Origin of the sequence: Corynebacterium kozikiae (assembly GCF_024580965.1) — a bacterium.
GTDB classification, from domain to species: Bacteria; Actinomycetota; Actinomycetes; order Mycobacteriales; family Mycobacteriaceae; genus Corynebacterium; species Corynebacterium kozikiae.
Genome location: NZ_JANIKJ010000004.1, coordinates 24474 through 45763 on the forward strand (window position 1 = coordinate 24474; position 21290 = coordinate 45763).

16 protein-coding genes, 1 tRNA gene and 1 pseudogene are annotated in these 21290 nt (G+C 60.3%); 8 read left to right on the forward strand and 10 right to left on the reverse strand.

Going from position 1 to position 21290, the window contains the following annotated elements:
- Positions 1-37 precede the first annotated feature (37 nt).
- Positions 38-601: a dCTP deaminase gene (gene dcd / locus NQ018_RS04035; RefSeq protein ID WP_257058686.1), complete on the reverse strand. Its 564-nt coding sequence runs from the start codon at positions 599-601 to the stop codon at positions 38-40.
- 59 nt (positions 602-660) lie between these two features.
- On the opposite strand from dcd, the gene NQ018_RS04040 reads away from it, so the two are divergent.
- Positions 661-734, forward strand: a tRNA-Gly gene (locus NQ018_RS04040).
- A gap of 338 nt (positions 735-1072) precedes the next feature.
- Here NQ018_RS04040 and NQ018_RS04045 read toward each other — a convergent pair.
- Positions 1073-2665 carry a type I restriction endonuclease subunit R gene (locus NQ018_RS04045; protein ID WP_257058688.1) on the reverse strand — a complete coding sequence of 531 codons (1593 nt, stop codon included), beginning with the start codon at positions 2663-2665 and terminating at the stop codon, positions 1073-1075.
- Positions 2666-3208: 543 nt separating this feature from the next.
- Here NQ018_RS04045 and NQ018_RS11580 point away from each other — a divergent pair.
- From NQ018_RS11580 to NQ018_RS04060, 4 genes are all read left to right on the forward strand, one after another.
- On the forward strand, positions 3209-3541 hold the full coding sequence (locus NQ018_RS11580; RefSeq protein ID WP_373566891.1) for an integrase core domain-containing protein: 333 nt from the start codon (positions 3209-3211) through the stop codon (positions 3539-3541).
- Complete coding sequence (locus NQ018_RS11585; protein ID WP_257058690.1) at positions 3426-5774, forward strand: isopeptide-forming domain-containing protein; 2349 nt, start codon at positions 3426-3428, stop codon at positions 5772-5774. The genes NQ018_RS11580 and NQ018_RS11585 overlap by 116 nt, the downstream gene beginning before the upstream one ends.
- Before the next feature lie 496 nt (positions 5775-6270).
- Positions 6271-7959: an RNA/DNA-binding domain-containing protein gene (locus NQ018_RS11590; protein ID WP_257058693.1), complete on the forward strand. Its 1689-nt coding sequence runs from the start codon at positions 6271-6273 to the stop codon at positions 7957-7959.
- Positions 7960-8084: 125 nt separating this feature from the next.
- Positions 8085-8369: a DUF1707 SHOCT-like domain-containing protein gene (locus NQ018_RS04060; protein ID WP_257058696.1), complete on the forward strand. Its 285-nt coding sequence runs from the start codon at positions 8085-8087 to the stop codon at positions 8367-8369.
- A gap of 905 nt (positions 8370-9274) precedes the next feature.
- On the opposite strand, the gene NQ018_RS04065 is transcribed toward NQ018_RS04060, so the two are convergent.
- From NQ018_RS04065 to NQ018_RS04085, 5 genes are all read right to left on the reverse strand, one after another.
- Complete coding sequence (locus NQ018_RS04065; protein ID WP_257058697.1) at positions 9275-10126, reverse strand: hypothetical protein; 852 nt, start codon at positions 10124-10126, stop codon at positions 9275-9277.
- A 73-nt stretch (positions 10127-10199) separates the two neighbouring features.
- A complete protein-coding gene (locus NQ018_RS04070; RefSeq protein ID WP_257058699.1) occupies positions 10200-10382 on the reverse strand; it encodes an aldo/keto reductase in 183 nt (60 codons plus the stop codon).
- Between the two features lie 202 nt (positions 10383-10584).
- Positions 10585-11508, reverse strand: a complete 924-nt coding sequence (locus NQ018_RS04075; protein ID WP_257058700.1) for an alpha/beta fold hydrolase — start codon at positions 11506-11508, stop codon at positions 10585-10587.
- 194 nt (positions 11509-11702) lie between these two features.
- The gene (locus tag NQ018_RS04080) at positions 11703-13373 is read right to left on the reverse strand and encodes a VanW family protein (RefSeq protein ID WP_373566892.1); all 1671 of its coding nucleotides are present in this window, start codon (positions 13371-13373) and stop codon (positions 11703-11705) included.
- A gap of 7 nt (positions 13374-13380) precedes the next feature.
- Complete coding sequence (locus NQ018_RS04085) at positions 13381-14493, reverse strand: glycoside hydrolase family 3 N-terminal domain-containing protein (protein ID WP_373566893.1); 1113 nt, start codon at positions 14491-14493, stop codon at positions 13381-13383.
- Between the two features lie 43 nt (positions 14494-14536).
- Between NQ018_RS04085 and NQ018_RS04090 the strand changes: the two genes are divergently transcribed.
- The 3 genes from NQ018_RS04090 (at position 14537) to NQ018_RS04100 (ending at position 18098) form a co-directional block, all read left to right on the forward strand.
- Positions 14537-14731: a DUF2613 domain-containing protein gene (locus NQ018_RS04090; protein WP_257038433.1), complete on the forward strand. Its 195-nt coding sequence runs from the start codon at positions 14537-14539 to the stop codon at positions 14729-14731.
- A 49-nt stretch (positions 14732-14780) separates the two neighbouring features.
- Complete coding sequence (locus tag NQ018_RS04095; RefSeq protein WP_257058704.1) at positions 14781-17690, forward strand: alpha-(1->3)-arabinofuranosyltransferase domain-containing protein; 2910 nt, start codon at positions 14781-14783, stop codon at positions 17688-17690.
- A 144-nt stretch (positions 17691-17834) separates the two neighbouring features.
- Positions 17835-18098, forward strand: coding sequence for a helix-turn-helix domain-containing protein (locus NQ018_RS04100; RefSeq protein ID WP_257058706.1), 264 nt, complete (start codon positions 17835-17837; stop codon positions 18096-18098).
- A 173-nt stretch (positions 18099-18271) separates the two neighbouring features.
- On the opposite strand, the gene NQ018_RS04105 is transcribed toward NQ018_RS04100, so the two are convergent.
- From NQ018_RS04105 to NQ018_RS04115, 3 genes and pseudogenes are all read right to left on the reverse strand, one after another.
- Positions 18272-19216, reverse strand: a complete 945-nt coding sequence (locus NQ018_RS04105; protein WP_257058708.1) for an ArsA family ATPase — start codon at positions 19214-19216, stop codon at positions 18272-18274.
- On the reverse strand, positions 19207-19479 hold the full coding sequence (locus NQ018_RS04110; protein WP_257038437.1) for a cory-CC-star protein: 273 nt from the start codon (positions 19477-19479) through the stop codon (positions 19207-19209). The genes NQ018_RS04105 and NQ018_RS04110 overlap by 10 nt, the downstream gene beginning before the upstream one ends.
- Positions 19466-21185: pseudogene (locus NQ018_RS04115) on the reverse strand (carbon starvation CstA family protein). The gene NQ018_RS04110 and the pseudogene NQ018_RS04115 overlap by 14 nt, the downstream one beginning before the upstream one ends.
- Between the last annotated feature and the right edge of the window lie 105 nt (positions 21186-21290).

Here is a 21290-nt window from a genome sequence, read left to right on the forward strand (position 1 = left end):
AGGCCTCACATGAACAGAGGCGAAACAGAAGCCAAAACTACCGGAAATTCAAATATGCCTTGGACGGCGTAGGGCCGCGCTGCCCCTGGTACTTCGAACCCAATGCCCCAGAACCATAAGGCGTTTCCGCCGGCGAAGTCATCTTAAACAGGGCCAACTGCCCCACCTTCATGCCAGGCCACAGTGTGATTGGCAGATTAGCCACATTGGAAAGCTCCAAGGTGATGTACCCCGAGAACCCTGGATCAATGAAGCCCGCCGTAGAGTGCGTGAGCAGGCCAAGGCGCCCTAACGACGACTTCCCCTCCAGACGGCCAGCCATATGCGGCGGCAACGTGAACTTCTCCAGGGTGGAACCCAGCACAAACTCACCAGGGTGCAGCACAAACGGCTCGCCCTCTTCCACTTCCACCAGGCTCGTCAGCTCGTCTTGCTGCAGCTTCGGATCAATGTGGGTGTACCGAGAGTTGTTGAACACCCGGAAGAAACGATCCATCCGCACATCCACGCTGGAAGGCTGGATGAGGGCGGGATCGTAAGGCTCAATCACGAGCTCATTGGCATCAATGGCTTGGCGAATATCGCGGTCTGAATACAGCACGTTCACAAGTGTAACAACAACCGTGCTAAGCTTGATCGCGGCTTCAGAATTGTTGCCATGCCGATGTAGTTCAATGGTAGAACTCCTGCTTCCCAAGCAGGCGGCGCGGGTTCGATTCCCGTCATCGGCTCCATTAGAACGTCACTCTGGACACAAAGAGTCCTGGCTTGGACGAGAAGCGTCCGGGGTGGCGTTTTTGTTGTTCTGCAGCGGTTTTCAGGGTGTTGGGCTGGGTGCGTTGCGCTGTGGAGTGGCTCCCCACCGGGGTGGATCAGAGCCTCGGAGGGGTGTCTCAGAGGCTCGCTCGGTGCGTCAAGGCAGGAAGCGTCAAAAATTATGGCCTAGCGTCAAAAGGTTCAGCCCCGCGTCAAAAAGTATGGGGCTTGCGTCAAAAGGTATCGAACAAGCGTCGAAAGGTACGACGGTGAACGTGTCCTCTCCACCACAAACACAGAAGGGCCACGTTCACACTTAGTCGCGGTCCTCAGAAGCTAGATGTTCGGCTTGTTCGATCACAAGCTGCACGGCTTGCTCACGCTTGTCCGGCGGGTACTTGTACTTGGCGAGCAGTCGTTTGATGCGCGAACGCATGCGAGCCCGCACTGATTCTTTGACCGTCCAGTCCAAGGTGGCCGATGAGCGGATCGTGGCCACCAGTTCCCGAGCGATGGTCTTGAGGGTGTCATCGCCCATTTCGAGGATGGCCGAGTCGTTCTGGATGATGGCGTCGTAGAGGGCGATCTCCGCCTCGCTCAGCCCCAGCTTCTGGGCGCGTTCTTTGTCCGCCCGCATCTCCTTGGCCAGGTTGACCAGCTCAGCGATGATCTCTGCCGTGGTGAGAGACCGGTTCGTGTAGCGGGCCAACGCGTCATTAAGCATCTCGGAGAACTTGCGGCCCTTGACCAGGTTCTTCCTGCTGACAGTGCGAATCTGGTCCCCCAGCAGTCGCCTCAGCAGTCCCAGCTGAAGGTTAGGAGTCTTGGACTCTGCGATCGAGTCCAAGAACTCATCGGAGAGCAGGGACAGTTCCGGGGATTCCATGCCAGCGAAATGGAAGACGTCAATGACCTGGTCTGCTGTGACCGCGTCATTGAGCATCTGCCCGAGGACGGTATCGAGGTTGCTGCCCCCTCGCCGTGATTCACCTGAGTCGGGGTTGAGGATCTTCAGTACTGCGGCACGCACATCGGTGAACAGGCGGACGTCGTTGCGGATGGCCTCAGCCTCGGGGCGTGAGGCCACGAGCGCGAAAGCCTTTGCCAGTGCGAGCACTAGGTCGTTGTACCTGGCGGTGAGGTCCGGGGCAGAGAGCACGTGGTCAAGCACGGCGGCGTACTGTGCCAGACGCTCCTTGGCTGGCAGGTCCGGGGAGGAATCGAAGGTGACGCCGTGGAGCATGCCGCGTACCACGTCATGCTTTTCCAGCATGACGTCTACGAGCTCTTGGATGGGCACGCCCGACTGTTCACGGTCTGAGGGTGAGTACACGCTCAGTGCCTGCTGGAGGGAGGCGAACAGGCCGATGTAGTCGACGATGAGTCCACCGGGCTTGTCCTTGAAGCGCCGGTTGACCCGAGCGATGGCCTGCATGAGACCCGCGCCCTGCATCGGCTTGTCCACGTACATGGTGTGCAAGGAGGGCGCGTCAAAGCCGGTGAGCCACATGTAGCGCACGATCACGATCTCCAGCTCGTCATCAGGGTTCTTCGCGCGGAGCTTGAGGTCACGCCGTTCATCCTTGGAGTGGATGTGCGGTTGGAACTCGGCGGGGTCAGCAGCAGAGCCTGTCATCACGACCTTGATACGGCCTTTGTCGATCTCATCAGAGTGCCATTCGGGGCGCAGGACTGTGATCTTGTTGTACAGAGCGACGGCAATACGCCGGCTCATCGTCACGATCATCGCCTTGCCGGCCATGGAGGAACGGCGCTTCTCCCAGTGGGCGACGATGTCGGCGGCAATCGCATCCAGCCGCGCTTCCGCGCCGACGAGAGCCTCCAAGCGAGACCACTTGCTCTTGGCCTGCTCCGACTCTGTCTCGCTCGCCTCACTGGTCTCGTCCACCAGTGCCTTCCAAAGAGCGCGGTTGTCAACGATGTCTCGACTGACCTATCACCCATCACGATTAAAGTCCCAGGAACGCCGTGTCAACTATGTCATGACTTCAGACACCGTCATCGGCTCCACTATGACCTCGGATTTGATAAGGCTGGGGTTACGTTTGGCGAGTATGCCCTTGGGGGGTCTAATTTTCGGCGAGCGTTGGCTAGTTTACGTTTTCCCTGGTCAGAGCGTTGGAGAGTTGAGCAACAGCTAACTCTGGGCATGAAAATGCCCGCCCTCAAGTGAGGCGGGCTCGGCTAGGCGGAACAGTCAGATAGGTCGATGGTGGAGTGCCTCAGGTGTTTAGGCCCAGGTGACTTGAGTGCTGTCCGTTGATGCCCTGCCAGGTGGGTGGGGAGAATGGATCAATGGTGAAGGAGTTTAGTGAACACCCTTCTGATCAGATTGTTCGCAAGCTTGATATGACTCGCGAACTCAGAGAATCAGGGCCGACCACCGCTCAGATCTTGACCTAGCTGGGTAGTAGCGAAGCACGTTGAACAGGTGGCAGGCGACGCATGGGGTGATGAGCAGGCCCGGCTACTCGTTCATCAGTGGTCACGACGCTACAATAACTTCCATCCGCACTCTTCCCTGGGCTACCTCATCCCACGGCAATACGCGGACCAATGGAAACAAGAAAAACACGGTCAACTCTTCAACCAAGTGGACCTCATGCTTAGGCTACCCCACACTGACAAGTCTTTTGAGAGTAGAAGTAGTGAGAATTTTCCGAACCTCATCCCACTGGATAGCCACGAGCGCCCTGGCGCTGAGCGTGATGCTGGGTGGTGCCACCGTGGCGACCGCGCAGCCGGCTACCGAACCAACCGATAGCGCCACTGCCGCCGGGCCGATCCTGGCCTACCCGAACTCGGTTGAGGCGACCGCGGCCAACCCCTACCCCGGCGATGTCACGGACGTCATCTTCGATGACGGCAAGGACTATTCCGCCGACTACGCACCCGAGATTCGCGAGAGGCTGCGCCCGGATAACAACCGGGACATCCTGGTTCCCTTACGCGATGGCCGGGTGGTAAACCTCACCCGCACTCTTGACCGTGTGCACAAGCAGGTTCAGGCCGCGATTGCCGATCCGGCCACCCCGGAGCCGGTGCGCAACCTTTTGCAAAGCGAACTGTATACATCGCTAACCCAGCCACAGATTCTCGCCGAGGGGCGCCAATTTGGCTACCAGGTGACGTGGAACCTGCGGGAAAACCCTAAAACCGGCGAAGTTAAGTTGCTCGTGCCTTCCCACTACGATGGCCAGGCGGCAGCGATGAACGCCGAGCCGGGCGATATCCTGTACCGTGCGAGTCTGCTGACCGTGACTGCCTTCGAGGACAAGTTGGACCCGCAGCCCTTCGACCCGAACTTCCGCCTAACTGGCATTCGCCGAGCGTGGATCTCCCCAACCTTGTACTCGCGCACCATCGTCACTGACCCCGCAACCGGGGAGACCGAGGTGGGGCCGTACGAGGACATCGGCATCCGGGACCTGAAGCTGGACGGTAAAACCGTCACTGGCAATGGCTCCTTTGGAGATAAATGCTCCAACACGGATCAGGGGTCCGATTGCTTCTACTTCTGGGAGCGCAACGCCGATAGTTCCAACCTGAACAAGCAGTACGTGATGACGTACTCGGCCACCGTGCCGGAACACAACAAGTTCATTTTGCTGCAGTACCGCCAGGCCTCCGGCACGGTCGGCGGAAACTCGGTCTCCGCGTTTGTTTCCCGCGATACGATCAAGCCTTACGCCAACGTGGTCGTCCACCCGGTGTACGAAAAGAACTACCGCCAGGCGATGGGATATTCCCTGACCGATCCGGCCGGCGACCCCATCGTGGAGCGCCTAGACAAGAAGTACCCGGCGGCCGATCCGGCGCAGGCGGGCTTCCACACGCGCACCCAGAAGCGCGACGATCTGTACACGCCGCTGGAGGGGCTGAAGGAATTCGACAGGCAGTTCTTAACCCGCGACGCCCACGAGTGGCCGGCTTACGGCCCGATTGAGAACGTGCGAGAGGACGGCATCGTTGAGGCCGCAAAGACTTTCCCGCTGGCCGGCTTCAGGGCTGGGCTGTGTGCGGAAGGCAACCCAACGTTCGCGGAAACCTGTGCCCGCGGCGAGCGCATGCGTGACCGGCACATCGACCTGCGCTACCCGGCCTTCGAACCCGTGCAGTCCCAAGAGACGTGGGATGCGCAGATCTCCACGGTACCGGAGGGCTATATCCTGACAGCCACCGACTTGCCAAAGGATCCGTTTACCACCTCTTACCTGCTGAACCCCGAGGTGGCGCCGGATAACCAGATCCTGGATACCAAGCATTACTACCGCATGATCCGCCCGATTCCGGCTGATTTGAAGGTAACGAAGACCGACGACACCGATGAGGGCAAGAAGCTGCCCGGGGCCCAATTCCAGATGTTCGCCTCCCGGGATGCAGTAGAACCGTCGATCGACGAGACGTTCACCACGGGTGCTGACGGCACAGTCACGCTGTCCGGCGAGGCGGACCCGGCTGAGTTGCTCACGGACGACAAGATCAAGGCGATGCCCTTCGCCGACAACAACGGTGTGATCACCCTGGCCAAGCCAGCCGAGGGAACCCGTGGAAGCTACTTGCTAACGCCGGGTGAGTACTGGCTGAAGGAGACGAAGGCTCCGGAGGGTTTTACGCTGCCTGAAGATGTGTGGACCAAGGTGGAGGTGGCGCCGCGCACGGCTGCGAATCGCGCTCAGGCGCTGGAGGTGCGGGTGGTGAACAATCCGGATACGCCGCCAACAACCCCGCCGAGCACGCCACCGGTGACCCCACCGCCGAGCACGCCACCGGTAGCCCCACCACCTGGCACGCCACCGGTAGCCCCACCACCTGGCACGCCACCGGTGACCCCACCCGCAGCGCCCCCGACCGGTGGTGTTCCCCCGTCGCAGCCGGTCTCGCAACCACACCTGGCCCGGACCGGCGCGAGTGTGGGTGGCGTGCTGCTGGTGGCACTCGCCCTGCTGGCATCGGGTGCCGTACTGATTGGGCGGCATCGGGAAGCTAGGAACTAGCCCGCGGCTGACCCCGCCCCGCCCCCGGATCATTTCCAGACAGGGACAGAAATAGGCCATACCGAAGCCAGCGACTAGTTCCTTTGCCTTGGATGTTCAAAGGCGTGGGGAACGGAACTAAACATAACGTGCTTCTCGTGAAGGGGAAGCGGTGATGAGTGTTCGGTTCCCTGGTTTGGAACTGCTCACAACGTAATGGGCTAATCGGCCAAAGTCTGTGCGGTACTGACCTGTGCGCGGCGGCGGTGAGAATCGGCCCGCGATGGTGGGCGGGACAACGGAATATACAGTATTCACCTTGATTCACTAGCATTTATGCGCGTTCATTGAGTGATAAAAGACATATCGCGCGCCTGTGATCAATTCTCCGATCATCGCAGCTAGAGTGCCATTTTACGAGTGGCCCGAGCGCGCTTCGCAGACCAACTCTTACACTTACTCCTACACTCTTACACTTACTCTTGCACTCATACATTGTAAGAGTTAGTGTGAGTGTGTGACTTGGAATCCAAAAAGGCTTCACCAAACCCTTGAAGAGCTACGCGCACGCGGGGGCGATAAGACGGATGTTGAAGTCAAGTCTGGGCACAACGGGCTACCAGAATTGGGGGATACCCTCGCAGCCTTCGGCAACATGCCGGATGGGGGCACGATAATCATCGGAGTCGCTGAACGGGACAACTTCTCAATCGTTGGGATCAGCGGTCAGGTGGCGGATTTCGAGGCTGGCCTAGCAAGCCTTGCTCGCGATTGCATTGAGCCTCCGCTTCACGTCGACTTTCATTCCCTCTCACTTCCCGAAGGCGACGTTGTTATCGCCGAGGTACTCGGGCTTCCGCTGAGCCACCGGCCGGCACGCTACAAGAACAAGGCCTACCTCCGCCAAGCTGATGGCGATTATGAGCTCAGTGAGCAAGAGCTCCAACATCTTGAGATCCTTAAGGCCCAGCATGTCCTCCGCACCCAGCCGGACAAAAAGGTAATAGCGGGCACTTCGTTGGATGATCTCGATCCAGAACTCGTAGCAATGTATATCAAGACGTGCCGCGAGCGCTCTCGTACGGCGGCAAAGTGGACCGATGAGCAGGTTCTGTACAACACTGCGGTGACGAGCAAAGAAGGTGAGATCACACTCGCTGGTCTTTACGCGCTCGGCATTGCACCGCAGAGGGAACTGCCCCAGCTTTCCATCACCGCCGCGGTCCAACTTCCCTTTGACGGATCGGGAAGGCGCACCCGGGATCTTGCGCACTTCACCGGACCAATTCCAGACCTGCTCTACCAAGCTGAAGAGTGGGTACGCCGCAACACTCGGCCCTTCCTGGTCTACTCCGATGATGGGCATGCCCGTGACAAGGATGAACTCCCGATGGCGGCCATCCGAGAGATCATCGCCAACGCACTGGTCCACCGCAATCTTGACCCGATCACGGATACTAAAATGGTCGAAATCAGGCTGCGAAATGATGTCCTAACTATCACAAGCCCCGGCGGTCTCTGGGGGGTTACGGAGTCGCAGCTCGGCCATCCCGGAGCAAAGAGCGCCGTCAATCCAGTGCTGTATCAAATCTGCAAGAATACCCGCGGGTCGGATGGGATCCGCGTCATTGAGGGCGAAGGGGGTGGAATCATTGAAGCGGTCAATGTTCTTCGCGCAGCTCACCTTCGAACTCCTCGCTTTATCGACAAGGGGATTGCGTTTACAGTTCTCATCTCTAGGCACACGTTGCTCAACAATGAGCAACTCGAGTGGATACAGAATCAAGAAGTCCAGCCGGAAGCCTCAAGTGAAGCACTCGCGGTGCTGGCGTCGATGAGGGAAGGCAACGAGTGGAACAAGGCTCGAATTCGCAGTCACTTCTCACTTTCTCCGGATGAAGCAGGCCGAATCCTTGACCAAGTGCGCGCGCATCCCGAGGTTCTCGCCAAGGGGCAAGGACGTGCTCGAGTCTATTACATGGCTGTCTCCCCCACGGCCACTGAACAACCGATGACCAAGAATGGACCACTTGTTCTGGATGCCCTCGACCGGGGACCTCTCATGGCCAGGGAAATTACGGCAATGACTGCGCTTAGCCCGCGCGCTGTCCAGTATGCCCTGAACTTCCTCATGGAACACGACTTGGTGGAGATGATTGGCGGTCAGGGGGACCCCAAGACGCGCTATGGGAAGAAGCAGCACTAGGCGTGATTGTTGGCGTGAGCTGCGGTGCCGCCACGCGACCGAAAGGCCCCAATCGCGGGGCCGCAACCCCAATTCCCTGTGGGTTTCGGGTGGGTTTCGGGTATGCGTGCGTCAAATTTGGAAGCATGAGCCCAAGCAATAACACCCGCTGCCGGACTGTGGATCGGGAAGTAGCCGTGCGCGCGCTCACCGAGGCCCTCGGCGTGAGGCAGCTCAACGTCGCCGTGTTTGATGAGCGCGCCCACAAGGCATATGAGGCGGTGTATCAGCACGAGCTGATCGAACTGGTCGCGGACCTTGTCGTGCCGGGCGAGACCTTCTTCGCCCAGCTCTTGGGCGTCGGCAATGCGCGGTCCGCGGAACCGGCCAGCCAAGTTCCTCGATCACCTGGTGGCAGTGGGTCCTGGTGATCTTCGCCGGGTTCGGGGGGCTTCGGCTCAATCCTGATTGCTTTTGACGGCGGCTACGAGTCCTCCTGGCTGCTCGCCCTGGGCTGCCTACTACCCGTGGCCAACCTGTTCTACCAAGAGAAGCGCGCCGCAAAGGGGGCATCGGCCTCCTCCATCAAGCAGTCCTGGGGCATCGTGACCATCATTAGCGTCATCGCCCTCGGCGTGGGGCTGGCACTATCCCCCTCCCACCTAACCCGCACGCCAATAACCCCGCTACCGGGGGTTTTGTCATCTGTCGCCCGGAGGCGTATGTGTGCGGCCACCGTTCGGGTGCTTACCGACGATCACCGCCTCCTCCTTAACGGTGGTACCACCCGCAGCAGGTTCCTGATGGTCGGCCAGCGGCGAGGAACCGATGCATGTTTTGCCCGTCGGCGGTGGCAATTCACCCGTGATAGCGAGTCAAATAAGGAAACATACAAAGTTATCTCGGAAATAGACATTCAATTCGCTTGCGCAATCGCAATCCCCATAACCGCAGTTAGAGTGCCTATTTTCGACGGCGGTGAACGTCGCTGCCCCTTGAACTCTTACACTCAATTCCTACAGTCTTACATTGTAAGAGTAGGCGCAGATTGTAAGAGTTGGCCCAAGTGTGTGGGTTGGGATCCGCGTTGGTGGCGCTATCCCCTCGGTAAGCGTTGCTGAACTGCTGCGGTGCCCGATCACTGCATTCGATGCCGATGTTTGTGGCCGCCGTGAAGATCTACTTCTCCGGCGCGCATTCCGTATTACCGCCGGTAGGCATGGGTTTGTACGAGAGCCAGCCTCATGCCCCGCAACATGAGCGGTTCTTCATTGCATCGTGGTGAGCGCTGCCCTCCGCCTGGCCGACGCCAATCAATCAGGTGGAGGGCTAACTTTTACGCTGCGAAGTGGGATAGCTTTTCGGCATGGGATTCGATGTCGTTGACGTCGACGTAGTCAATGCGGAGCTCGTCCCAACGGTGGTTCATGGTTGAAAGCAGCTTTTGTTCTTCTTTCGTTTCCGGCGGCCATAGTGTTGCCACGATGGGGGTCTGGTTATCGATCTCAAACGAATCACCATTGGGAAGTGTGAGGCGCGCACCTGATAATCGCAGTGTGGACATTTTCCAGGTCCAAGCCTGGATGCGATTCTCGGTTTGCCTTCGGTCGTTTGAGTGCATCGAAAATGCTTCATTCAATTCGTAAACCGTGGTATCGCGAATGACGCCAAGGTCGAAGCGTTCTCCCAAGTCGTTGTCAATCGTGAGCAACGGCCGTTTAACCATCAACTCGCGAAGCGACTCTTTGCTTTCGTAGGCAAAGCGAACCAGTCGGCAAACTTGTGTAACTCGATTGTCTCTGTTCACGCTTTCGCCGTGGGAGATCAGCTTTTGGAACAGCAAGTCGACAGCATCCTGGACCGAGTCGGCAGGCACGTATTGCTTGTGATTGACCGTGACAAGGTTGTTCCAGCGGCGCACCATCGTGTCAAGTAAGCCAGCGGTGACGAACCGCTCGTCAATTTCGAGTGAAATTGGTGTGTCGGATGCCTTGGTGAGCCAACGATCAAGGTCTTTGATGAGGCGAGCTGTGAAGTCAGAATCGGAGTAGCCTGACAGCAGAGTTTGTGGCTTATCGACGAACCGATAAGACAGCGCTCCCGTCATGGAATCCTCGACAATGACGCCTACGCCAATGTTTGAGATGCTGGTTGGGGTCGGGCGGACTTGGATCCTGTGCGCTGGCATACCCGGCTTCCTCGCCGTAGTTCTCTAGCCACACCTTTGTGGTAACAAACTGCTCACTGCGGTCAATACCGCTCTAACGAATCCCCTCCCCCACAGTCTCTTCATTGAAGTAAGACTGAGCGGTATCAATGTGCCGGTACCCAGCTTCAATTGCTTGAGCTACTGCCTCGGCGGTTTGTGCTGCGGGGATTTGAAATACCCCAAACCCTTGGGCAGGGATCAAATTGCCGTCAGACATCTTGAATGGATCGAGCAAGTTGGACTCCTTCTCAAATCAACTTAGGAACATCCTCATTGAACAACTTGGGAATTACTCCCAAGCAAGTCCAATGGGGCAATCTTTCAGCCCAACTCTGATGCCATTGGTCGCAGCAATTTCAGCGAGCACAGCGAACCCGCGAGCTCCCAGATCCACAAAACCCACGAGCCCACAAAACCCACACCCCACGCACAAAAACCTAAGCCCTAGCCTCCACAAACTCCACGATGAGGCGCTCAGCTTCCGCGCGGGTGGCGGCCTCATTGTGCACCTCGTGGCGCGAACCGGTGAATACACGGGTGGTCACATCATCCACACCGCCCCGGCGCAGGGCGTTTGCCAGGGCATATGCACCTTCGCCGTAGTTGGTCACGGGGTCTTGGTCGCCGGCCAAGATCAGCACCCCAAGGTCCTTTGGGAGATCCTGTTCCCAGCCAGGGTCGTTGGCCTGTGCATAGATGTCCAGGAAGTCCCGGAGGAATCGGGTCGTCATCTGGGCCGCAAAGTTGTTCAGGGGGTCCGCAAGGTGGTCGGCAACAACATCGGGGTCTGCGGCCACCCAGTCAGTTGGGCCGGCGCCTTCACCAAAGCGATCATTCATGCCGGCAAACACTGGGCCGGCCAGCTCGCCTGCGGCGCCGGCAGGGTCCGCGGCGGCGAGTTCCGCAGCAAAAGGGTACTGCTCTACGCCCTGCATCCCGGCTGGGACACCGCCGAGGATGAGCCCTGCGAGCGTCGTTCCGTGTGCGCGGGCGTATGCACGCGCAATGAGCGAACCCCAAGAGTGGCCGTACATGAAGAACGGCACACCGGGTACCAGCTCCTGGGCGCGCTGGGCAAGGGTGTGCTCGTCGGCTACGTACACCTGCCAACCGCCTTCACCGGTGTCCTGCCAAATGCCGCTCGCGGCACCGGTTGCGCCGTGGCCCACGTGGTCGGTAGCGGCAACTGCGAAGCCGTGGTCCAACAGGGTGCTGATGAGATGCAGGTAGCGTCGGGAGTGCTCACCGAGGCCATGGACAACCTGGACAATGCCCCGGGGTGTTCCGACGGGCACATATACCCAGGCACAGACGTCATCGCGCCCGTTCGCGGAGGCAAGAGTAAATTCATGCAAAGCCATGTTGGAAACTCCTTCACAATCAGCGGATCGGCGCAAGCACACATGGGCACACCCGCACATGTACTTCAATTGCGCGCGTTGCCGCTCATGCTACGCCGAATGAGGGCGCCAGGAAGGCAAAAATAAAGGCAAAGCAGAGGTATTGAGATGATTACCTCCGCTTTGCCCACATGGAATGCAGGAGCTATGCCCTGTTAGGCGCAGCGCACGATCGGCGATGGGTCATAGACCGTGGTTTGGGTTTCCCGGCTGATCTCATTGCCAGCGAGGTCCCTGATGATGCGCGTGTCTGAGGTGGTGAAGCCCTGTGCGCCACCGGAGGGGCTGCAGTTTTCATCGGTCACGGTGACGGTGTTGGGGCTGGTGTACGCCCAACGGCCACCATTGATGGATTCCACCTGCACGGTTTTTACGCCCATGAGGGTAACTGTCACGGACCCGCCACCAGCGGACGCCAGGATGCGCACCGGGTACTGGGAGGTGTTCTTAAACTGCAGGTCAATTGCGCCTTCGAACACCGTTGCCTCGCGGCCCGCCGGGTAGCGGGAAATGTAATAGGAGTGCGGCGTATGCGCCACATCTTGCATGCCTGCAAAGTAGGCGGCGTTGTACAAAGTGGTGGCGAACTGGCTGATGCCGCCGCCCACGGCGGTGTCTGCGCGGCCGTTCAAGATGATGCCGGACTCCACAAAACCCTGGGCGCTACCGCGGGGGCCGGTGTAGCTGTTGAGGGAGAAGGTGTCACCGGGAGCCACGATCGCACCATTAACCATTTGCGCCACTCTTGCAATGTTTACCCCGGATGCGGCGCTGTAGCCAGAGGTGGTGAACTCGCCAACCACCTCATCAAAGGTTGCACTCTGGGCCATCTCGGTGGTGAAGGTGGCGGGTTCGTCCTTGTACACCGCCTCAAACACATGGTCTTCCCGGTTTGCGGAAACGATGCGTTGCTCCACACCGGCCAGGGTTTCCTCCCATTGGATGGAAACGCCGTCGCTGGAGGGGGTCACGGAACCATCAAAGGAAATGGTGGCGTTGTGCTTTGGCCTTTCGGTTTGGCCCAGGCCCTCGTTGAGGATTTCCCGCGCGCGGTCCACGTTGATCTCAGTGCGCAGCGCGTTGCCTTCGGGCACAAAGCTCACAACCTCGCCCATCCGGTCTGGGGCGATGATGCCGTCCACTCCGTCGCGGCCGTGCACTGTCAGCGGGAGCGCTACGGCATTGGCGGCGTCGCCCTCCGCCGCTGCTTTCACCGCATCCTCCCCCACCTCGGGTTCGCTGACCTGCGCATCCACTCGCACGCCCTGGGGGTCAATCCAGTTGTGCAGGAGGACATCAGCGAGCTGCGCGCGATCAACGGTTTGGCCGTTCAAAGGTTGCGGCTCAATGTTCACGGTGCCTCCGGTGAGCGTCACGCCACCATTGACTGGGGCGGGGCTGAGCTCGGTGGCCAGGCGTTCCAGTTCGGAGTCGAAGCGCGGCTGGTCTACCTCGGAGGAAACACCGGCCTCATAGGTGCGGAAGAAGCTCATGAGGCGGGTGATGGGGTTCAGTCCGTCAGAGCCAATCCCCTCAACGGTTGCCTCCCAGTTGGGCTCAATGCCTGCGGCGGCGGGGACGATTGTTGCCGTGAGAGCCTCTGCGGTGACGGTGACAGGCTGGCTGGAACGGCTGCCGAGCTCGCGTTCCAGGGTGGCGGTGGCGTCGGCTTTCGTCATGCCGCCGATTTCCACTCCGCCTACGGTTGCCCCGCGCGGGACGTTGTTCTGATTCAGCGCCACGTCGATCCCCCACACGCCTGCGAGGATCACAAACAGACCGCCAATCAGGCCCAGCGCAAACTTCACTCTCTTGCTCACCCGCACTACGTTACTATTTACGCTTCGCGGATGCGACGAGCTGCTCCAACGGGTATTCACCACTTTCCACGCTGCGCACCACCGCATCAATTGCAGGAACGAGGTCCTGGGTACTCACCCACAGGGCGCGGTCTGCCCCGGCGCGCAGCGAGGCCACCACTGCCTGCTCCACCGGCAGGATGTCACTGATCGCTCGCATTCCGGAGAGGTCATCGGTGTACACCACACCTCCGAAACCCTTGCCTTCACGCAGAAGCTGGTAGGCAACGGGGTTGAGGGTGGATGGGGTGGGATCGCCCAGGCCGGGGACCACCATGTGCCCCATCATGACGCCGGAACCGGGGATGAACAGGTCTTTGGTGTAGGGGCGCAGGTCCAAGTTTTCTAGCTCGGATAGCGGCGGTGTGACCACCTCCCCGGTGTGGGAATCACCGTTGGCGCGGCCGTGGCCTGGGAAATGTTTGAACACCGGTTGCACGCCGGCATCCACCATGCCTTGGGCGAAGGCTTTGGCGTAGCGGGCGGCAACCTCGGGGTCATCGGAGAAGGCGCGGTCACCCACCACATCAAGGTTGGCGCCGTCCACGTCTACTACGGGGGCAAAGTTGATGGTGATGCCGTGCGCCGCAAGGCGTTTGCCGGTATCAAAGGCAAGTCCTTGCACCTGCTCCGGGCTCATGGTTGCAGCCATGTCCCGTGGTGAAGGGATGGGCCCCAAAATGTGCGAGTGCCGCTGTACTCTCCCACCTTCATAATCAATCGCAACATCAAAATCGCGCCCCACCTCCGCACGAAGGGCGGGGATTTGGGTGAGCAGCTCTGGGTTGGAATCGGAGCGGATGAAGATGCCACCCACACCTTGACGCAGGGCAAACAGGGCGTCCGCATAATCGGCAACACCAACCACCATGAGGCTCGCCGCGGTAGCGCGGATGTCTACTGGTTCCGGTTCTGGTACGGCGCTGCTCGGCGCGGAGCTCAAGCTCGCCGAAGCGCTGCCTGCAGCTTCCGACGTCCCCATTCCTACCTCAGCCGCATGAGCTCCCCCCTGCTCTGGTGTTGGCTGCGCGCAAGCCGCGCTCGTACCAATTACTGCCACCAGAATTGCCGCTACTCCGTGTTTCATACTGCTAGCTAGTAAACCACACCCACCTGATAGGGTTGTGCTCATGGCGTATGAATCTGACTCCCTGACCCGCCGTACGCTGGGTCCCACGCTGGCCAGCGCGGTAATCGGCATTGCCTTGGGGCTTGTGGCTGTGGTGGGAATCAGTGCCCTGCAAAGTGATGATCAAATTGCCGGTGGCTCCACCGTGAGCGCAGATAATGCCGTGTTGGGCGACCCGGAGTATGGCTCCCGCTAGTACTAGTGCCAGAACCCCCCACATTATTGGCTGGCTCTGCGCCGCGCTGATGTGTTTCCTGCCGCAACCAGGCAGGATAGCCGCTGATACCAAGCTGGATTTAAGCGTTGATCCGCTGGGCTTTTTGGCCCAGGCTGCACACGCCTGGACGGACGCTTTTCCCATGGGCCAACTCCAAAACCAGGCCTATGGGTACTTCTTCCCGCAGGGCCTATTTTTCGCGCTCACTCAACCGCTGCCCGACTGGGTGGCGCAGCGCCTGTGGTGGACAATCGTGCTGGGTGTGGGCTTTTCCGGGTTCCTGTTACTGGTGCAGCGTGCGCGCATTGGCTCGCAGGCGCCGGTGTTGCAGGTGCTCGCTGCTGCCTTGTTTGCACTTTCGCCGCGCACGCTTTCCACGCTGACCACGATTTCCAGTGAGACGTGGCCGATCATGCTGGTGCCGTGGACCCTGCTGCCGCTGCTGGAGCGTAGGCCGCGCGTGGGGGCGTCGGTACTTGCTGTTGCCATGATGGGCGCGGTGAACGCCACCGCCACCCTGAGCGCCTGCCTACCTGCGGCAATCTTGCTACTGTGGCGCCGGGCACCGCGGGCGTTGGCGCTGTGGTTGGCCGGATGCGCGCTGGTGAGCCTTTGGTGGCTGGTGCCGCTGGTGGTGCTGGGCAGGTATGCCCCACCGTTTTTGGAATACATCGAGTCCGCCTATGTGACCACGCGCTGGCTGAACCTGCCGGAGATTCTGCGCGGCACCACAAGCTGGGTGCCGTTTGTGGAAGTGGAACGTCAGGCCGGGCATCTGCTGGTAACCGAGCCCACGTTTGTGGTGCTCACGCTCGCTGTTGCCACGCTCGGCATGATTGGTCTGGTGCGTGTGCGCTACCGCGGCCTGTGGCTCTCGTTGCTCGCGGTGGGGCTGCTGATTCTGGCTACCGGCCCGCTGCTCACCTCTTTTTACGACGGCCCCGCCGCCGCCCTGCGCAACCTCCACAAATTCGATTCGCTGGTTCGGCTGCCGCTCATGGTGGGGGTGGCGGCGCTGCCGGTGCACAGGCTGCGGGAAATGGGGCGTGCTGCGGGTTCTGCGGGTGCTGCGGGTGCGGTGGGTGCTGCGGGTGCCGACGCTGCCCGGCGCCAGCGAGCAGCAGTGCTGCTGTGCGTGTTGCTGGGGCTTGGGGCAACGGCACCGGCTTGGTCGGGGCGTCTGATGCCCACGGGCACGTGGACTGCACTGAGTGCCGATTGGCAAGCGGCCGCAGATTATGTGAACCAGAATGCAAGCCCTGATACCCGCACGCTGATCTGGCCGGGGCGCAGCTTTGCAAGGGAGGACTGGGGCTGGACCCGCGACGAACCCGCCCAGGTGCTGTTGAACGGCCCGTGGTTGGTGCGTGACGCGATCCCGCTGGTGCCGCCTGAGGCCATTCGGGCGCTCGACGCAATTTCCTTGCCAGATTCGCTGCTCAACCGCGCCGCGTTGGACCGCTTGGGGGTGGGGGCGGTGATTGTGCGGGAGATGCCGGAGGAATCGGACTTGAGCTTGGGCCTGGACTTGAGCTTGGACGAGCCGGCCGTGCAATTCGGGGAGCTTCGCGTTGTACTGCTTGATGATCCGCACAGTATGCAGATCACCAGCACCCCACCCGTGGCGGTGGCAGGTAGCGGGGAAATCATGGCAGAACTCCCCAGCGGCATGTACCAGCTCAGCGCACAAAACCCGGAGATCTTCACAGACACTCCCCTTTTGATTGCGCGCAATTATGGTGCCGTGGAACGGGCAACCTCCGCGCCGCTCGCGAGCCTGGACGAGGCTTCGGACGTGCACAATACAAAGAAAAACTACGCCACCACACTTGAGCCGATTCCGGTCACGGAAGTGGGCGGCACGGTGCGCGCGAGCAGCCAGGCCTCCGACGCCACCAGCATCGGCGGCGCAAACCCGGAGGAGTCAGTGAGTGCCGCCGTGGATGACCAGCGCCGAACCGCCTGGTACCCCACGCCGGGCACAGGTGCGGGCCAATGGCTGGAACTGCAACCAAACGCGCCTGTGCAGGATCCCGTGCTGTTGCTGGAGACCACAGGAAACCCGGTGGAAGTCACCATTTCCAACGGGCAGGCGGAACTCACTCGCCGCATGGAACCCAAAACACCCGTGCGCATCCGAGTGCCCGGCGCGAGCGCCACCGCCGTGCGAATCACGCTGCACGGGCGCGCAGGAGTGACAAACGCGCAACTGGAGGGCGCGGAGATACGCCGGATTATTGACCTCGGCGTGGTCCCACCATCCACCAAACAAATCATCTTGCATGGCGAGCGCACCCTCAGGCTGACCCGCCCAATGGACATCGGCACCACCACGCTTGCCGCCGGCACACACACATTGGGGCCTGGTGTATATACGGAGGTGGGCTTCGAGGTGCCGTCGGTACGCCCCACCGGCACCAGCATTGCAGCCGCAGCTAGCGAGCGCACCCTCAACACCACGCGCGCCTTCAACAAGGGCCTACGCGGCTACCTAGACAACACCGAGCTGCAAGCTGTTGAGGTAAACGCAGCTCAACAGGGGTTTGTGATTCCCGCTGGGGCGAGCGGCGAGTTCCGCATGGAGTTCGCGGGCAACACGGCGTACCGGATTGGGCTGATCGGCGGCGGGCTGCTGGCGCTGGGCACGGTACTGGTGCTGCTGGCGCTGTTGGTGCGGGGAAGGGGGTACCGACGCGACCCGATGGAAGATTCCCCATCAGTGTGGATTCGGCGTTGGGCTCTGCGGCGAACCCTCATCACACCAGCCGGTTTGATCGTAGCGTCGATGGGGATTGTGGCCATGTGGTGTGCACGGGGGCCGTGGCCGAGCGCCCAATACGTCGGCGATTCCCCCACCGCTGCCGCAATGTGCCTGCTTGCGCTCGCAGCACTTTATGGCGCTGGAAGCGGAGCCGGAGCGGAGGATGCGGAGCAGTAGAACAGGCTGGCTGGTGGGTCGGTCTCGGGCACGGGCTCGGGGGTAGACGGCGGCTTTGTTGCGGAAAACCGAGGCTCAGGATTTGTAGAGATTCTGGATCAGCTCGAACGTGAACTCTTACCACCACCACGTCCGCAAGATTCCTTGACTACTTTCCGCCTTGAGTTTAAGCGCCGCAGCCCAACCAACGCCGAGCGCCAAGCCTCAGTACCTGGCGCCTCCAAAACCCGGATTTTGGACTACTTGGCAAGCCATCCTTCGGGAACCAGCAAAGAACTTGCCGCTGCCGCCGGAGTATCAACGGGCGGCGTTCGCCGGATCCTGAGCGAGATGGTCGCCGAGGGAGCGATCGAGCGCACAGAGCCATTGACCAGCCCAAAACAGCGCTATCGTCTGCGCACGCAATAGGGAGGCATTGGAATCGGTGGCGCGGAGCGGCAACCCCGGACCGCGTGCGCAAAAACATTCACTCCGCTGCTACAGAAGCAACAAAAGAACAATGCCCGCGTCCTCAACCTTGGGGAGCGGGCATTGTTCTGGAGCCACTAGAGTACAGCCGTTGTGCCCACGCCGCCTGCACCTCACGGAGCTGCAAAGAACTCCCGGAGTTGCTCGGTGCCCACTACGTCAGTGTTCATGAGGGGGCGCGTCATGGTGGGCACCCCGGGTAGGGCCTCGCGCAGCATTGCCAGGTATGCCTGGTCGCGCTCGGCACGTTCGGCAAGGAACTTGCCTTGGTTTGTTGGGGCCATTCGGTTTATCACAAGCCCAGCAACATTCATTCCAACGGCTTCAAGCTGCCGGTGCACCTCGATGGTCTCCAGCACGGGTAGTCGCTCGGGCAGTAGCACCAGATAGAAGGCGCAGTCATCGCCGGTGAGAACCTCGCGCAAGGCGGCAAAGCGTTCCCTGCGCCGCAACAGCGTCTGCCGAATCAGGTTGTTACGGCGATCTACGGAAGTCTCTACCTCACCGCCTAGACCGCGAACCACTTGGGAAAAGCGATCCGATTGGTCCCTGCGATTAAGCAGGCCCTCCGTCCACGCCTGCATCAACTCCGGCAGCTCCATGAGGCGCACGGTGTGCCCGGAGGGGGCTGTATCAAAAACTATGTGGTCATAATGTTCGGCTTGCTCGATGATTTCCGTGATACGTTCCAGCACCGCCGCCTCATGAGCCCCAGGGGAGTTTTCTGCAAGCTGAAGATGCTTGCGGATCTCCCCCTTGAGGTGTTCTGGCATTGTTTGGCGCAGTTGCGCCTCCACCTGATGAAGGTGAGCCTTTGTGGCGGCGGCTGGATCAATTTCCACCACCTCCAACCCCGGCACCTCTGGCACCAGGGTCGGGGTGTCCGTGAACTGCATCCCCCACAGATGCCCCAGGTTGTGCGCGGGGTCTGTGGAAACCAGCAGCACACGCCGCCCCTCACCTGCACTGGCAGCCTGTACCGCTGCGGCGGCTGCGCACGTCGTTTTCCCTACTCCCCCTTTGCCACCAAAGAAGGAAATCTTGTGTGCTAGCAGCATGAAATGTTCTCCAAAGGGGAATGTTCCATACCCATCCGGCGGTGCCAGGCATGGAAGTCCTCATACACCAAAGGCAGTAGCTCAAGGGTGTAAAAGTTCACGGGATTGGGCACCCCAAGGGCCTCGGAGAGCACCAGGAGCATAAAGAGGTCATCCTCCTCGCGCTGCGCCTTGGCCATGGTGGCGCGGTAGGGCGCAACGTAGAACTCGTTGAGCCCTTTGAGGAATTTGGACAACTTGGGTGCCAGTTTAGGTTCGCGCATCTGCTTTCACTTCTGTGGAGTGCTCTGGGGTGTCGCGGTCCCCGAACTCGATGGCGGGCAGCTCGCGCGCCTTGCGCAGCGCAGCCAGGGCCTCAATGGACACCCAGATGGCTGCAACCAAGATGATGACGTCGAGAACGAGCAGCAGCCAGTTCCCCGCCGCGTAGAACTGCCCGAGCTGCACCACCAGCGCCCAGATGGACATCAGCATCACGAACACGAGCGGCACCAAGATTGGCAGGTAGCTGCGGCGCAGGCGAGACAGGATCACGCAGATAATTGCCAAGGTCAGCGCAGCCATGAGCTGGTTGGTGGTGCCGAACAATGGCCAGATCAGCATGCCACCTGAGCCGTCGGCACCCGCGGAGAATGTCAGCGCCAAGGCCACGATCACCGCGATGAGCGTGGCAGCCGTTGCTCCGAGCTTCATGCCCACAATCTCACCGATTTCCTGCACCACCATGCGCTGCAGGCGGATTCCGGTATCCATGGTGGTGGCCGCAAACAGCACCGCCATGGTGGCCAGGATGGTTGCTGAAAGCGAGGTGGAAATTCCCAAGCCCTGGTTGAGGAGGTTGCCGCCGCCTTGCACAAAGGCCGCCACGCCGCCCTTTCCAAAGGCACTGTAGATTTCCTCCCACTCGGCTACGGTGCGGTAGCCGGCAGTGGTGGAGATGATGGCGCCGAGTGCGAGCAGGCCCTCGCCAACTGCACCGAAATAGCCCACAAAGCGCTCGTCGGTTTCCTTATCAATCTGCTTGGAGGAGGTGCCGGAGGCAACCACGCCATGGAACCCAGAGATCGCGCCGCAGGCGATAGTCACAAACAGCAGCGGCACCATGGAAGGCGCGCCCTCAGGCATTGCGCGGTTCACCATTGGCGCCACCAACGTTGGTGCGGTGAACAGGAAGGATGCGTACAGGATGCCGAGGCCCACGAAGAGCTGCAGGCCATTGATGTAGTCACGCGGCTGCAGCAGCACCCACACCGGCAGCAGGGAGGCAATCGCGCCATAGATAAACAGCGCCAGGATCCAGAACGCCTGCGGGCCGATGCCCAGGAAATCCTCCGGGAGGACCACCGGGTAGCGGTCACCAAGCAGCATCAGCGAATACAGCGCCACCACACCCACCACGGACACCAAGGGAAGGTTCCACTTGAGGCGGTAGATAGCCTGCCCAATCAGAAGCGCCACCACGATCGCGCCCCACGTTGGGATCACCGCCGTTGGGGTGGACACCAACAGACCCGTGATCACCACAGCAAACGCCGCAACCACCATGAGCAACAGCAGGAAGATCACCACGAGGAAAAGGTTGCGCCCGCGGGAACCAATGTACTTGCCGCTGAGGGTGCCAATTGATTGGCCTTTATGCCTTGTAGAGGCCCACAGCGCCCCCAAATCATGCATACCAGCGATGAACACGGTGCCAATGGTCACCCACAAAAAATGCCGGCAGCCAACCCCAGATCACGGCAATCGCGGGGCCCACAATTGGTGCCGCGCCCGCAACGGAAGTGAAGTGGTGGCCCCAAAGGACAAACTTGTTGGTGGGAACGTAATCCACACCGTCCCTCATAGAGTGCGCCGGGGTTTCATACCCCGCTCGCAGTTGAAATACTTTGGAACTCAAGTACTTGGAGTACAGGAGGTATCCGGTTGCCATCATGGCCAGGCCAATAGCCAAAAGAATGAGCGCGTTCATTGTTATGAACTCCTTGGTTATCGTGGCTGGCAGGCGAGGTTTTCTACCTGCGCAAGTTGTGCATAAATGTGTATTTTGCGAACCCACAACTGCGAATAAATGTTG

What these genes read in the sequence shown, in the direction of transcription:
- NQ018_RS04060 (WP_257058696.1), top strand. Translation starts at nt 8,085, where the DNA reads ATGAGCCCAAGCAATAACACCCGCTGCCGGACTGTGGATCGGGAAGTA.
- NQ018_RS04065 (WP_257058697.1), bottom strand. Translation starts at nt 10,126, where the DNA reads ATGCCAGCGCACAGGATCCAAGTCCGCCCGACCCCAACCAGCATCTCA.
- NQ018_RS04075 (WP_257058700.1), bottom strand. Translation starts at nt 11,508, where the DNA reads ATGGCTTTGCATGAATTTACTCTTGCCTCCGCGAACGGGCGCGATGAC.
- NQ018_RS04085 (WP_373566893.1), bottom strand. Translation starts at nt 14,493, where the DNA reads ATGAAACACGGAGTAGCGGCAATTCTGGTGGCAGTAATTGGTACGAGC.
- NQ018_RS04090 (WP_257038433.1), top strand. Translation starts at nt 14,537, where the DNA reads ATGGCGTATGAATCTGACTCCCTGACCCGCCGTACGCTGGGTCCCACG.
- NQ018_RS04095 (WP_257058704.1), top strand. Translation starts at nt 14,781, where the DNA reads ATGTGTTTCCTGCCGCAACCAGGCAGGATAGCCGCTGATACCAAGCTG.
- NQ018_RS04105 (WP_257058708.1), bottom strand. Translation starts at nt 19,216, where the DNA reads ATGCTGCTAGCACACAAGATTTCCTTCTTTGGTGGCAAAGGGGGAGTA.
- NQ018_RS04110 (WP_257038437.1), bottom strand. Translation starts at nt 19,479, where the DNA reads ATGCGCGAACCTAAACTGGCACCCAAGTTGTCCAAATTCCTCAAAGGG.